The 14,431-nt window shown below is 72.6% G+C and carries 11 protein-coding genes; 6 read left to right on the forward strand and 5 right to left on the reverse strand.

What is annotated here, in order from left to right; genetic code table 11:
- The first annotated feature begins 4 nt into the window (after positions 1 to 4).
- Positions 5 to 994: an ADP-ribosylglycohydrolase family protein gene (locus OG408_RS08040; protein WP_326669107.1), complete on the forward strand. Its 990-nt coding sequence runs from the start codon at positions 5 to 7 to the stop codon at positions 992 to 994.
- Between the two features lie 96 nt (positions 995 to 1,090).
- A complete protein-coding gene (locus tag OG408_RS08045; RefSeq protein WP_266776832.1) occupies positions 1,091 to 1,531 on the forward strand; it encodes an SPW repeat protein in 441 nt (146 codons plus the stop codon).
- Positions 1,532 to 1,607: 76 nt separating this feature from the next.
- On the opposite strand, the gene OG408_RS08050 is transcribed toward OG408_RS08045, so the two are convergent.
- Positions 1,608 to 2,264, reverse strand: coding sequence for a TetR/AcrR family transcriptional regulator (locus OG408_RS08050; RefSeq protein WP_266776834.1), 657 nt, complete (start codon positions 2,262 to 2,264; stop codon positions 1,608 to 1,610).
- 156 nt (positions 2,265 to 2,420) lie between these two features.
- On the opposite strand from OG408_RS08050, the gene OG408_RS08055 reads away from it, so the two are divergent.
- From OG408_RS08055 to atzF, 4 genes are read left to right on the forward strand one after another with little or no spacing between them, the layout of a single operon-like run.
- Positions 2,421 to 3,239 carry an urea amidolyase associated protein UAAP1 gene (locus OG408_RS08055; RefSeq protein WP_285573067.1) on the forward strand — a complete coding sequence of 273 codons (819 nt, stop codon included), beginning with the start codon at positions 2,421 to 2,423 and terminating at the stop codon, positions 3,237 to 3,239.
- Positions 3,236 to 3,838, forward strand: coding sequence for an urea amidolyase associated protein UAAP2 (locus OG408_RS08060; protein ID WP_266776838.1), 603 nt, complete (start codon positions 3,236 to 3,238; stop codon positions 3,836 to 3,838). The genes OG408_RS08055 and OG408_RS08060 overlap by 4 nt, the downstream gene beginning before the upstream one ends.
- Positions 3,835 to 7,413, forward strand: coding sequence for a 5-oxoprolinase/urea amidolyase family protein (locus OG408_RS08065; protein ID WP_326669112.1), 3,579 nt, complete (start codon positions 3,835 to 3,837; stop codon positions 7,411 to 7,413). Before OG408_RS08060 ends, OG408_RS08065 begins: the two co-directional genes overlap by 4 nt.
- Entirely contained in the window at positions 7,413 to 9,104 is a 1,692-nt protein-coding gene (gene atzF, locus OG408_RS08070) for an allophanate hydrolase (RefSeq protein ID WP_326669115.1), read from the forward strand. Before OG408_RS08065 ends, atzF begins: the two co-directional genes overlap by 1 nt.
- A 119-nt stretch (positions 9,105 to 9,223) precedes the next feature.
- Here the strand turns inward: atzF and OG408_RS08075 are convergent, their stop codons facing one another.
- From OG408_RS08075 to tatA, 4 genes are all read right to left on the reverse strand, one after another.
- Complete coding sequence (locus tag OG408_RS08075; protein ID WP_326669117.1) at positions 9,224 to 12,058, reverse strand: DEAD/DEAH box helicase; 2,835 nt, start codon at positions 12,056 to 12,058, stop codon at positions 9,224 to 9,226.
- 44 nt (positions 12,059 to 12,102) lie between these two features.
- A complete protein-coding gene (locus OG408_RS08080) occupies positions 12,103 to 13,056 on the reverse strand; it encodes a YegS/Rv2252/BmrU family lipid kinase (RefSeq protein ID WP_266776844.1) in 954 nt (317 codons plus the stop codon).
- 18 nt (positions 13,057 to 13,074) lie between these two features.
- Positions 13,075 to 14,025: a twin-arginine translocase subunit TatC gene (gene tatC / locus OG408_RS08085; RefSeq protein ID WP_266776846.1), complete on the reverse strand. Its 951-nt coding sequence runs from the start codon at positions 14,023 to 14,025 to the stop codon at positions 13,075 to 13,077.
- A gap of 73 nt (positions 14,026 to 14,098) precedes the next feature.
- A complete protein-coding gene (gene tatA, locus OG408_RS08090) occupies positions 14,099 to 14,395 on the reverse strand; it encodes a Sec-independent protein translocase subunit TatA (protein ID WP_266776848.1) in 297 nt (98 codons plus the stop codon).
- Between the last annotated feature and the right edge of the window lie 36 nt (positions 14,396 to 14,431).

A 14,431-nucleotide genomic window follows, 5' to 3' on the forward strand; every position in this document is an offset into this window, starting at 1 on the left:
CCGGATGGACTCCCCGAGCAGACAGGACCGGGCGGCCGGCGCGGTGGTCGGATCGGCCGTCGGCGACGCGCTGGGCGCGCCGTTCGAGTTCGGTCCGGCCGGCGTCCACACCGCCCGCTTCCCGGACGGCTCCGGCACGATGTGCGGCGGCGGTGGCTGGGACCCGGGCGAGGCGACGGACGACACGCAGATGGCCGTGCTCGTCGCGGAGTCGCTGCTGGAGTGCGGCGGTCTCGACCTGCCCGACCTGTTCGGCCGGTTCCGGCGGTGGGCGGCCGGCGATCCCAAGGACATCGGCCTCCAGACGGAGGCCGTCCTGACCAGTGGTGATCCGTGGGACCTCGCCGCGGCGCTGCACTTCCGGATCAACGGCCGGGCGGCGGGCAACGGTTCACTGATGCGCGCCGCCACCTCGGCCGTGTACTTCGCCGGGCCGGAGCGGCCGGAGGCGGAGGCCCGGGCCGCGACCATGGAAGCGGCCCGCCGGATCGCCGCCCTGACGCACGGCGACCGCGCCGCCTGGGAGGGCACCGCCGTCCTGCACGAACTGATCCGGGTGGCGCTGAACGGGGCCGATCCGCTCGACGCCGTCCCCGACGCACTGGCCGCCGTGCACGCGGCCCACCGGGAGCGCTGGGCCGCCGTCCTCGCACCCGACTGGCATCCGGACCTGGCGACCGAGTTCAACGGCGCGGTGTGGCCCTGCCTCGGTACGGCGCTGTGGGCGCTGCGCACGACGCGTGCGTACGAGGACGCGCTGGCCGCGGCGATCGACGTGGGCGGGGACACCGACACCGTGGCCGCGGTGACGGGGGCGCTGACGGGTGCGGTGTACGGGCTCGGGGCGATCCCGTCGCACTGGACCGGGCCGCTGCACGTCCCGCTGCCGGGGTACGGCGACCGGGTGCTGCGCACCCCGGACCTGATCGCGCTGGCCCGGCGGCTGGACGACCGGAGCACCGATGCGCATCCTGCGGAGATTCAGCTGCCTTGAACCTACACATAAGGGGCATATAAGAGCACAATGGCAGAGCGGGTCGCTTGCCGCACACAGCGGCGGCCAGGCCTGCGAAAGCAAGGGAGACGAACCATGTCAAACGTCTCGCACACCGGTCACGACATGACCGGACACCCCGACGTCTCCGAAATGCGCGACCGGTACGACCGGATGATGGGCGGCCGCGACGTGGCGCTCGTCGACGGGCCGGTGTTCCTGGTCGGTCTGTACTGCGCCGTATCGCCCTGGGTGCTGCACTTCACGACGTCCCAGTCGTCCCTCGTGACGCACAACCTGATCATGGGTATCGCGATCGCCGTGCTGGGGCTGGGATTCACCGTGATGCCGCAGCGCATGTACGGCCTGAGCTGGGCCATCTGCGCGATGGGCGCCTGGATGATCATCTCGCCCTGGGTGGTGGGCAGCAGCCCGGACATGGGCGTCGTGCTCAACAACGTCATCATCGGCGGTCTGACCGTCCTGCTGGGGCTGGTCTGCGCGGGCGCCTCGATGAGGAGCGGCAACCGCACTTAGGGCGTGTCACCCCCACCACGGAAGGGACCACCGTCACCGGCCGGGTCCGCGGACAGCGGTCCCGGCCGCACCACGATCACCCGGCGGAATCCGCCCCCACGCCCACGATCCGAAGCGCCGCGTCCGCCGTGGCCGCCGCGAACGTCTCCGTCGCCCGCCCGGGCTCCGACAGATGCACGAGGATCACGCCCTCGATGAGCCCGAAGACCAGATCGGCGCGGAGCCGCGCCTCGTCCGCGCCGAGCGCCGCGCCCGCCCCGGTGGCGGCCAGCAGTTCCCCGTACGCGGCCCGCAGCGCCGCCCGCACCCGGTGGAAGTCCGCGAACCGCTCGGCCCGCACCTCCGGCAGGACGTACAGCGCGCCCAGGTTGTACGGGCCGCCGCACAGCAGCGCCACATCCGCGCGGCACAGCTCCCACAGCCGGTCCTCGGCCGGCCGCGACGCGTCCGCGAGCAGCTTCCCGGCGAGCGCGAGCGACGGGGTGACGGTCGACTCCAGCAGCGCCGCGAGCAGATCCTCCTTGCCCGCCACGTAGTGGTACATCGTGGCCTGGCGCATACCCGCCCGTTCGGCGACGGCCCGGGTGGTGGTGGCCGCGTATCCACGAGTGGTGAACAACTCGGCTGCGGCGGACAGGAGTTCCTCCCGTGCGGACAGTCCGGTGTCCGGTCGCTGGGTGGCGCGCGGCCGGCCGACCCGGCGGCCGCCGCCGGTTCCCGAGGTACTGGACATGGGCCGATCGTCCCACATCCCCGGGCGCCACGATCTTGGTGAGCACTCGGTAACTCCCGCGCAACGAACGGGCAATGGCCACGACTCCCCGGCCCCCTAATTTCTGTCGCGCGACAGAAACAAGCATCGGCAACACGTCGAGCCGGAGGTTCAGCCATGGCGACAGCGACGACACACGGGGCCCGGGACCACGCCCGTGCCCAGGACGGCACCCGTACCGGTGCCATGCCGGTGGTGCCCGCGAGCGACTGGCCGGACGCCACCCCGGGCACCCCGGTCTGGGCCGAGACGGTCGGGGGCGGCAACTACACGCACCGCGTCCTGGCCCGCGGCACCGAGCTGCGGCTCACCGACCTCGCGGGGGACGCCTGCGCCCATCTGCTGCTGTACGCGGACGGCCGGCCGTGGGAGCGGCTCAACACCGCGGACACGGTGAAGGTGCAGTGGAACGCCTACCTGGGTGCCGGCCGGCTGCTCCTGTCCGACCAGGGGCGGGTGCTCGCCTCGGTGACCGCGGACTCCTCGGGCCGGCACGACGCCCTGTGCGGCACCTCCACCCTGGGCCGGAACACCCGCCGCTACGGCGACGGCACCCCGCAGTCGGGCTCCCCCGCCGGCCGCGAACTGCTGAAACTGGCCGCCCTGAAGAACGGCCTGGAGCCGCGCGATCTGCCGCCCTCGCTCTCCTTCTTCCAGGGCGTACGGATCGGCGGGGACGGCACCGCGGAGTTCACCGGCTCGGCCGGGGCGGGCGGCTCGGTGACCCTGCGCGCCGAGCAGGACCTGACCGTGCTGATCGCGAACGTCCCGCATCCGCTGGACCCGCGCCCCGCCTACACCAGCACCCCGCTGGAGGTCCTGGCCTGGCGCGCCCGGCCGACGGCCCCGGGCGACGCCCTCTGGGACGCGGCACCGGAGAGCCGCCGCGCCTTCCTCAACACACTCGACTTCCTCACCGCCCGGGGGCTCGCATGACGACCACCACCATCCCCGCCCGCGCGGCCTGGTCCGCGAAGGTCCGCGCGGGTGAGCACCTCACGCTCACCGATCTGCACGGCAACCAGGCGGTGGACTTCCTGGTGTACGACGCCCACGACACGGCCGTCCGCTACAGCGCGCCCGACACGATCCAGGCCGGCGGGGGCATCTTCCTCACCACCGGCAGCGTGCTGATGTCGAACGAGTACAGCCCCCTGATGACGGTCACGGCGGACGGCTGCGGCCGGCACGACACGGTCGGCGGCGCGTGCTCTAAGGAGTCCAACACCCTGCGCTACGGCCACCACACCTGGTCGCAGCACGCCTGCGTGGACAACTTCCTGGCGGAGGGCGCCCGGCACGGGCTCGGCAAGCGCGATCTGGTGTCCAACGTCAACTGGTACATGAACGTGCCGGTGGAACCGGACGGCACGCTCGGCATCGTCGACGGACTCTCGGCGCCCGGCCTCTCCCTCACGCTGCGGGCCGAGACGGACGTGCTCGTGCTGATCTCCAACTGCCCCCAGATCAACAACCCCTGCAACGGTTTCGAGCCGACGGCGGTAGAAGCCACTCTCACCGGGACAAGCCGATGACGTTCGATCCTCCGACGGCCCTCGACACACCTGCGGCCTTCGGCACGCTGCTGATCGCCAACCGGGGCGAGATCGCCGTCCGCATCATCCGTACGGCCCGCCGCCTCGGTCTGCGCACGGTCGCCGTCTTCTCCGACCCGGACCGCTCGGCCCCGCACGTCCGGCTCGCCGACGAGGCCGTCCGGCTGGGCCCGGCGCCCGCCAAGGAGTCCTATCTCGACGCCGATCTGGTGCTGAGGGCGGCGAAGGACACCGGGGCCGGGGCCATCCACCCGGGGTACGGATTCCTCTCCGAGGACGCGGAGTTCGCGCGGCGCTGCGAGGAGGCCGGGATCGTCTTCGTCGGCCCGACCGCCGCCCAGCTGGAGCTGTTCGGCGCCAAGCACACGGCACGTGCCGCGGCCGAGGCGGCGGGCGTCCCGCTCGCCCCCGGCACCGGGCTGCTGCCGGATCTGCCGGCCGCGCTGGCGGCCGCGGAGCGCATCGGTTACCCGGTGATGCTGAAGGCCACCGGCGGGGGCGGCGGGATCGGCATGTCGGCCTGCCGGTCGGCCCAGGAGCTCGCCGGCGCCTGGGAGCGGGTGCAGCGGGTCGCCGCCGCGTCGTTCTCCTCGGCCGGCGTCTTCCTGGAACGCCTGGTGGAGAACGCCCGCCATGTCGAGGTGCAGGTGTTCGGGGACGGGAACGGCCGGGTGGTGACGTTCGGCGACCGCGACTGCTCGCTGCAGCGCCGCAACCAGAAGGTCCTGGAGGAGGCGCCCGCGCCCGGCCTCCCCGCCCGCATCCGGAGCCGGCTGACCGACTCCGCGCGGGAGCTGTGCGCCTCGGTCGGCTACCGCTCGGCCGGGACGGTGGAGTTCGTCTACGACGCGGCGCGCGCCGAGGCGTACTTCCTGGAGGTCAACACCCGGCTCCAGGTGGAGCACCCGGTCACCGAGGAGATCCACGGCGTCGACCTCGTCGAGTGGATGCTGCGCCTGGCCCAGGGCGAGACCGCCGTCGTGCGGCAGCCCGACGCACCCCGCGGCCACGCCGTCGAGGCGCGGGTCTACGCCGAGGACCCGAGCCGCGACCACCGCCCCGGCGCCGGTCTGCTGACCCGGGTCGACTTCCCCCGGGGCGAGGGCCTGCGGGTGGACAGCTGGATCGAGACGGGCACGGAGGTGACGACGGCGTACGACCCGATGCTGGCCAAGGTCGTCGCCCACGGCACCGACCGCGCGGAGGCCCTGGCCCGGCTGGACGCGGCGCTCGCCTCGACCCGCGTCGACGGCATCGAGACCAACCTCGGCCTGGTCCGGGCCGCACTGGCCGACGACCGGGTCCGTACCGCGACACACTCCACGGCCACGCTCGCCACCATCGACGACCCGACGCCCCGTGTCGAGGTGGTCTCCGGCGGCACCCTCACCACCGTCCAGGACTGGCCGGGACGCACCGGCTACTGGCAGGTCGGCGTCCCCCCGTCGGGCCCGATGGACGACCTGTCGTTCCGGCTCGGCAACACCGCCCTCGGCAACACCCCCGGCGCCCCCGGACTCGAATGCACCCTCCAGGGCCCCACCCTCCGTTTCACGCACGCCACGACCGTGTGCGTCACCGGCGCCCCGGCCCCGGTGACCCTCGACGGCGCACCGGTCCCCCAGTGGGAGCCGCTGACCGTCCCGGCGGGTGCCGCACTCGCGGTCGGCGCACCGGACGGGCACGGACTGCGTACGTACGTCCTGTTCGCCGGCGGCGGTCTGGACGTCCCGGAGTTCCTGGGCAGCGCGGCCACGTTCACGCTCGGCGGTTTCGGCGGGCACGGCGGCCGGGCCCTGCGCACCGGCGACGTGCTGCACGGGGGCGCCACCGCACCGGAGGCCCTCCCGGTCCCCGTGGCCGGACGGCCGAGCCTCACGGGCACCTGGCAGATCGCCGCCGCCGAGGGCCCGCACGCGGCGCCGGAGTTCTTCACCGAGGAGGACATCCACGACTTCTACGCGGCCGACTGGAAGGTCCACTTCAACTCGGCCCGCACCGGGGTCCGCCTGATCGGCCCGAAGCCGCGCTGGGCCCGGGCGGACGGCGGCGAGGCCGGGCTGCACCCGTCGAACATCCACGACACGCCGTACTCCGTGGGCGCGGTCGACTACACCGGCGACATGCCCGTGCTGCTCGGTCCCGACGGCCCGTCGCTGGGCGGCTTCGTCTGCCCGGCGACGGTGGTGACCGCCGAACGCTGGAAGCTGGGCCAGCTGCGCCCCGGCGACACCGTCCGCTTCCTGCCCGTGACGGTGACGGGAGAGTCCCGCCCCGAGATCACCGACGGCGGCGTCCTGTACCGCGACGACGCCGTCACCTACCGCCGCAGCGGCGACGACAACGTGCTGGTCGAGTACGGGCCGATGCAGCTGGACCTGGCACTGCGGATGCGCGTCCACGCCCTGATGGAAGCCCTGACGGCCGCGGCCGTCCCGGGCATCACCGGCCTGACGCCGGGCATCCGTTCGCTCCAGATCCAGACGGACCCCGCGGTGCTCCCGCAGACCGCGCTCCTGGACCTGCTCCACCGCACCGAGGCGGCGCTCCCGCCCACCGACGCCCTGACCGTCCCGTCCCGCACCGTGCACCTGCCGCTGTCCTGGGACGATCCGGCGACCCGCGAGGCCATCGCCCGCTACATGGCGGGGGTCCGGGACGACGCGCCCTGGTGCCCGTGGAACATCGAGTTCATCCGCCGGGTCAACGGCCTGGACTCGGTCGACGACGTGTACCGCACGGTCTTCGACGCCGAGTACCTGGTGATGGGCCTCGGCGACGTGTACCTCGGTGCCCCGGTGGCCACTCCGCTGGACCCGCGCCACCGGCTGGTCACCACCAAGTACAACCCGGCCCGTACCTGGACCGCGGAGAACTCCGTCGGCATCGGCGGCGCCTACCTGTGCGTCTACGGCATGGAGGGGCCGGGCGGCTACCAGTTCGTCGGCCGCACCACCCAGGTCTGGTCCGGCTGGCAGCAGCGCGGCGCCTTCGAACCGGGCTCCCCGTGGCTGCTCCGCTTCTTCGACCGCATCAAGTGGTATCCGGTGGAGGCCGACGAACTCCTGGAGCTGCGCGCCGACATCATCTCCGGCCGGTTCGTCCCGAAGATCGAGGAGGGCGAGTTCTCACTGGCCCGGTACGAGGAGTTCCTGGCCGGGAACGCGGACTCGATCGCCGCGTTCCGCAGCCGCCAGGGCACGGCCTTCGCCGCCGAGCGGGACGCCTGGGAGGCGGCGGGCGAGTTCGCCCGGGCGGAGGCCGCCGACGCCCCGGCGCCCCCGGCCGCCGAGGTGACGGTGCCGCCGGGCGGACGGCTGGTGGAGGCCGAGTTCGCGGCCTCGGTCTGGCAGCTCAACGTGGCCGAGGGCGACACGGTGACGGCGGGTCAGCCGCTGCTGGCGCTGGAGGCGATGAAGATGGAGTCCCGGGTCCACGCCCCGGCGGACGGCGTGGTGGAAAGGATCCTCACCCGCCCGGGCGCCCAGGTGGAGGCCGGCACGGCCCTGGTCACCCTGGCCCCCCTCGCCCGCACGAACCCAGGAGCCCCCTGATGCCCAGCACCTCGCTCGCACCCGTCCTCGCCCGGATCCGCGCCGCCTACGCCCGCATCGAGGCGGTGGACCGCCCGGAGATCTGGATCGGCCTGCGCCCGCAGTCCGACCTGGAGGAGGAGGCCCACGCGCTCGGAACCCGCCTCGCGGCAGGTGAGTTCCTCCCCCTGGCGGGCCGGCTGCTGGCCGTCAAGGGCAACATCGACGTGGCCGGCCTGCCCACCACGGCGGGCTGCCCGTCCTACGCGTACGAACCGGCGGCGGACGCCCCCGCCGTGGCCCGCCTGCGGGCCGCGGGCGCCCTGGTGATCGGCACGACCAACCTGGACCAGTTCGCCACCGGCCTCGTCGGCACCCGGTCCCCGTACGGCGCGGTCCGCAACGCCCACGCCCCCGACCGGATCAGCGGCGGTTCCAGCTCGGGTTCGGCGGTGGCCGTGGCGCTCGGCATCGCGGATCTCGCCCTCGGTACGGACACGGCGGGCTCCGGCCGGGTCCCGGCCGCGTTCAACGGCATCGTGGGCCTGAAGCCGACCCGCGGCCTCGTCCCGACGGAGGGCGTGGTCCCGGCCTGCGCGAGCCTGGACTGCGTCACCGTCTTCGCCCGTACGCTCCCCGAGGCGGAGTCGGCACTCGCCCTGATGACCACCCCCACCGCCCGCCCCGTCCCCGCCCGGACCCCGGGGCCGTGGCGGATCGCGGTACCGCCGACGGACCAGCTGGGCGAACTGGACCCGGGCTGGGCGGAGGCCTACGAGGCCACGGCCGACCGCCTCCGCGCAGCAGGCGCCGTCCTGGTTCCCCTCGATCTGTCCCCCTTCACCGAGGCGGCGGCGATGCTGTACGCGGGGGCGTTCGTGGCGGAGCGGTACACGGCGGTGGGCGCGTTCGTCGACAGCGGCCCGTCCGGCCTGGACCCCACGGTGGCGGGCATCATCACGGCGGCCCGGGACATCCCGGCCCACCGGCTGTTCGCGGACCGGGACCGGCTGGCGGAGCTCCGGAGCGCGGCCGAGGACGCGCTGGGCGACGCGGACGCGCTGCTGCTCCCCACCGCCCCCGGCCACCCCGCGCTCGCGGACGTGGAGGCCGACCCGCTGGGCGCGAACGCCCGCCTGGGCCGGTTCACCAACTCCACCAACCTGTTCGACCTGTGCGCGGTGGCAGCGCCCGCGGGCGAGGTGGCGGGCCTGCCGTTCGGCGTGATGCTGATCGGCCGGGCGCACACGGACGAACGCCTGCCCCGGATCGCCGCCCTGCTGACCCCGCCCGTCCGCCTCGCGGTGGTCGGCGCCCACCTGACCGGCGAGCCGCTCAACCCCCAGCTCCTGTCACTCGGCGCCCGTCTGCTCCGCACGACGACCACGGCCCCCGTCTACCGCCTGCACGCGCTGGCGACCACACCACCGAAACCGGGCCTGGTCCGCACGGACGAGGGAGGCGCCGCCATCGAGACAGAGATCTGGGAACTGCCGCCCGAGGGCCTCGGCACCCTCACGGCAGCCCTCCCCCACCCCATGACGCTGGGCAGAATCGACCTGTCGGACGGCACCACGGCACCCGGCTTCCTCTGCGAGCCGTACGCGGTGGCGGGATCGAAGGACATCACGGAGCACGGCGGCTGGCGCGCGTACAGATCCGGCACACACTTCAGCCCCTCCGGCCCCCATGTCAGCCCCTCCGGCGATTGAGGAGCGGGGTCCGGGGCAGAGCCCCGGTCACGGGAAGGGGCGGGTAGGGGACAAGCCCGGCCGCAGGCGCACCCACTTGCGCGCCCCCGCCCGCACCCGACAACAACGCCCCCGGACGCTCATCCCACGGAGCTGTACGCCACAACCCCGCGCAACACCTCATCAACCGCCTTACGCGCATTCCGCCCCACAGAACTCCCCTCCCGAGGAGCCGCCGCAGCCACCTGCCCCAGCACGTCGATCACCTGCTTGCACCAACGGACGAAGTCCCCCGCCGGCATCTCCGCCTCGCGCAGCACCTCGTCCAGCGTCCGCCCGGACGCCCACATGTACACCGCCCAGGCGAACCCGAGATCGGGCTCGCGCTGCCCGACCCCTTCGGCCTGGTTGATCTTGAAGTCCTCCTCCAGGGCATCGAGCCGCCCCCAGATCCGGACCATCTCGCCCATCGCGGTCTTCGCCGGCCCGGACGGCAGCTTCGGCGCCACCGCGTCGTCGGACTGCCGCGCCTCGTACACCAACGCCGAGACGCACGCCGCGAGTTCCGCCGGTGCGAGGCCTTCCCAGACCCCCGCCCGCAGGCACTCGCTCGCCAGCAGGTCCAGCTCGCCGTAGAGCCGGGCCAGCCGCTTCCCGTGCTCGGTGACCTCGCTGCCCCGCAGATAGTCGAGCTCGGTGAGCAGGGCGACGATCCGGTCGAAGGTGCGGGCGATCGTGTTCGTCCGCCCCTCGATCCGCCGCTCCAGCTGACGGGTGTCCCGCTGCAGCCGGTGATACCGCTCGGCCCACCGCGCGTGGTCCTCACGCTCGTCGCACCCGTGGCACGGGTGCGCGCGCAACTCGGCCCGGTAGCGCGCGATCTCGCGGTCGTCGGCGGCGACGGCCCGCTCCCGGCGGTGCCGGTCCGGCACGATGTGCCCGGCCTTGGTCCGCAGCGCGGAGGCCAGATCACGGCGCGACTGCGGCGAGCGCGCGTTGAACGACTTCGGGACGCGCATCCGTTCCAGCGCCTCGACGGGCACCGGGAAGTCGATCGAGGCCAGCCGCTTCACCTGTCGCTCCGCGGTGAGCACCAGAGGCCGCGGCCCGTCGTGGTACTCCATGCCCCGGTGACCGTGCCCGTTGGTCCGGCCGGCCGGAAGCCCGGGGTCGAGGACGAGCGCGAGCCCGGCGAACTTGCCGGTCGGCACATGGATGACGTCGCCGGGCTTGAGCTTCTCCAGGGACGCCGCCGCCGCGGCCCGCCGCTGCGAGGCGCCCTGCTTGGCGAGCTCCGTCTCCCGGTCCTTGAGGTCGCGGCGCAGCCGCGCGTACTCCTCGAAGTCACCGAGGTGGCAGGTCATGCCCTCCCGGTAGCCCTCCAGGCCCTCCTCGTTCTTCTGGACCTGGCGGGAGATCCCGACCACCGAGCGGTCCGCCTGGAACTGCGCGAAGGAGGTCTCCAGCAGCTCGCGCGAACGGTGCCGCCCGAACTGCTGCACCAGGTTGACGGCCATGTTGTACGAGGGCCGGAAGCTGGAGCGCAGCGGATACGTACGCGTGCCCGCGAGTCCGGCCAGCGCGCCCGGGTCCATGCCGCGCTGCCAGAGGACCACCGCGTGGCCCTCGACGTCGATGCCGCGCCGGCCGGCCCGGCCGGTGAGCTGGGTGTACTCGCCGGGGGTGATGTCGGCGTGCTGCTCGCCGTTCCACTTGACGAGCTTCTCCAGGACCACCGAGCGCGCGGGCATGTTGATGCCGAGCGCGAGGGTCTCCGTCGCGAAGACCGCCTTCACGAGGCCGCGGACGAAAAGCTCCTCGACGACCTCCTTGAACGTCGGCAGCATTCCGGCGTGGTGCGCGGCGATGCCCCGCTCCAGGCCTTCGAGCCATTCGTAGTAGCCGAGGACGTGGAGGTCCTCGCCGGGGATGGACGCGGTCCGCTCCTCGACGATCTCCCGGACCAGCCGGCGCTTGTCCTCGTCGTTGAGCCGCAGTCCGGCGTGCAGGCACTGCTGCACCGCGGCCTCGCAGCCGGCCCGGCTGAAGATGAAGGTGATGGCGGGCAGCAGTCCCTCGGAGTCCAGCCGGTCGATGACCTCGGCCCGCGAGGGGGTCCAGATCCGGCTGCGCTGGCGCCGCTCGCGCTCCCGGTCGGCCTCGCGCACCAACTTTCCGCGGCGGCGCTCGCGCGGGTTGTACCCGCGCTGGTTCTCCATCCGGGCGAGCCGGACGAGGTCGGGATTGACCTCACGGCGTCCGGCACCGCGGCCGCCGTGGTCGCTCTCCTCCTCGAAGAGGTCGTACATCCGGCGGCCGGCCAGCACGTGCTGCCAGAGCGGCACCGGCCGGTGCTCGGAGACGATCACCTCGGTGTCGCCGCGCACGGTGTCCAGCCAGTCGCCGAACTCCTCGGCGTTGGACACGGTCGCCGACAGGGACACCAGGGTGACGGACTCCGGCAGGTGGATGATCACTTCCTCCCACACCGCGCCCCGGAAGCGGTCGGAGAGGTAGTGCACCTCGTCCATCACCACGTATCCGAGGCCGTTCAGCGCCTGGGAGCCCGCGTACAGCATGTTCCTCAGCACCTCGGTGGTCATGACGACCACCGGTGCGTCGGAGTTGACGCTGTTGTCCCCCGTCAGCAGGCCGACCTTGTCGGCGCCGTAGCGCTTGACCAGGTCGGCGAACTTCTGGTTGGACAGGGCCTTGATCGGCGTCGTGTAGAAGCACTTGCGGCCCTGCTCCAGGGCCAGGTGCACGGCGAACTCGCCGACGATCGTCTTGCCCGAACCGGTCGGGGCCGCGACGAGCACGCCCTTGCCGGCCTCCAGCGCGGTGCAGGCCTCGATCTGATAGGGGTCCAGATCGAACTCGTACATCTCGCGGAACGGCCCGAGTGCGGTCGCCTGCTCGGCGGCTCGGATCCGGGAAGCCTGATAGCGCTCAGCTGGTGAGAGGTCCTCTGTCATCTTGTCCACGAGCCTACCCGCCGCCTCTGACAGTGACGCGATCTTTAATTCCCCGTGGGAGAACCCGTCGGAGCACCGGCCGGCGAACCAGTGGAGGTGACCGCGGGCGGGCCCGCCCCGAGCACCCGGACCGCGCCCGGCGCACAGGTGGCGGTCAGCGGCAGCGCCCCGAGCGGTTCACCGTCCGCGTACGCGGTGACACCGACCGCTTCGAGCGCGATGGAGGAGACCCGGTGCGTGGTGACGACGGGATGGCTGAGGTGCGTCCCCTTGTAGACCCGGGGGAACACCTTGAGGAGCGTGGTGCGGCTGCAGTCGCCGACGACCGTCACGTCGAACAGGCCGTCGTCCATGACGGCGTCCGCACAGATCCGCATGCCACCGCCGTACGTGGATCCGTTCCCGACGGCGATGAGCGTCGCCTCGATCTCCCGGACCGGCCCGCCGTCCAGACTCATCCGGTACGCGACGGGCCTGAACGCGGCGAGTTCGGCGAGAATCGCCAGGTCGTACTTGAACCGGCCGCCCCAGCGCATCCGGTTGCCGCGGTCGTTGACCCGGGAGTCGAATCCGGTGGCGAGCACGGACCCGAACCACCGGTCGCCCACCCGGCCGAGGTCGATCTCGCGGACGGCGCCGCCCTTGAGCGCGCGGGCGGCCAGCCGCCCCGCCGCCGCCGGGTCCCGTACCGGCATGCCGAGGGCGCGGGCGAAGTCGTTGCCGGTGCCGACCGCGACGACGCCGAGCGGGGTGAGCGTTCCGGCGACCGCCTGGAGGGCGAGGGACATCATGCCGTCCCCGCCGACGGCTATGAGCGCGCCCGTCCCGCCGGTCACGGCCTCGCGCGCCCGCCGCAGCGCGTCACCGGCGTCCTCACCGAGGACCGTACGGACGGAGAATCCGGCGTCCCGCAACGCGGAAGCGGCCGGCTGCGCGGCGTGCGCGCCCCGGCCGCGTCCTGCGGTGGGATTGACGAAAAGGGTGATCTCGCTGGTCACCCGGGGGACCTTACAAGGTCAGGTGATGTCGTCGTAACCGTTCACCCGGTCACGGTCCGAGGACGCCTGCGCGGGCAGCGACCGGCTCGCGGAGACCGACTCGCTCTCCCCGATGTCCTCGGGAGTGAGGTCCAGTTCCGAGGCCTCGTCGTCGCCGGGGCCCTCCGCCTCACGCTGCGCCTTGCGGCGGTCGTTGAGGAGGGAGATCGCGGTGGCGACGAAGTAGAGGACCCAGATCGGACCGGCGAGCGCCAGCATCGTCAGCGGGTCGGTGCTCGGGGTCGCCAGGGCCGCGAAGAGCGTGATGCCCATGATCATGCCGCGCCACCAGCCGAGCATGCGCTTGCCGGTGATGACACCGCCGAAGTTCAGCATCACCAGGAGCAGCGGCAGTTCGAAGGAGAGCCCGAAGACCACCACCATGCGTGTGATGAGGTCCAGCAGGTCGTCCAGCGGCAGCTGGTTGTCCAGGTCCGCCGGCGAGAACTCCAGCAGGACCTCGGCCATCGTCGGCAGGGTCTTGTAGGCGAAGAAGCCACCCGCGAGGAACAGGGGGAAGCCCGCTCCGACGAACGCGAGCGAGTACTTCTTCTCGTGCCTGTGCAGTCCCGGCGCCACGAAGGCCCAGAGCTGGTAGAGCCAGATCGGCGAGGAGAAGACGACTCCCGCCATCAGCGACACCTTGAGCGCGAGGGTGAACGGGGTGAGCAGCCCGTTCAGGACGATGCGCGCGCAGGTGCCGTCCTTCTGCTTGGCCAGCTCCGCGAAGCTGTACTCGCAGCCGACCGCCTTCAGCACGGGGTCGGTGAAGAACTCGATGATCCCCTTGTAGAAGAACGCGGCGACGATGGTGACGACCACGATCGCCAGCAGGGCCTTCGTCAGCCGGTTCCGCAGCTCACGCAGGTGCTCCACCAGGGGCATGCGGCCCTCTGGATCCGTCTCCTGTGTGCGGGCAGACTTGAGCAACCCACGTCCTCATCTCGTGCAGCAGGCCGTTACCGGTCAGGGCGCCTGCTTTTCGGCCCGGTTGGTGTGTGTGTCAGTGCTTGATCGTCGAGTCGGTCGGCTCAGCGACCGGACGGGAGCTGGTGACGTCACCGGGGGCGGCCTGGATGGTGCGCGGGGCGGTCTGGTCCTGAGCGGCGTCCTTGGCGGCGGGCTCGGCCGGGGTGGCCGACGGGCCGCCCTCGGACTTCATGGCCTTGGCCTCGCTCTTGAGGATGCGGGCCGACTTGCCGAGCGAGCGAGCCATGTCAGGAAGCTTCTTCGCGCCGAACAGCAGAACAATGACGACGAGGATCAGGATGATCTCGGGAGCGCCGAGCCTTCCGAACATATGCGTGTACCTTCTCACCGAGGCAGCAGGGGTGGG

The organism is Streptomyces sp. NBC_01257 (genome assembly GCF_035917255.1).
Classification (GTDB): domain Bacteria; phylum Actinomycetota; class Actinomycetes; order Streptomycetales; family Streptomycetaceae; genus Streptomyces.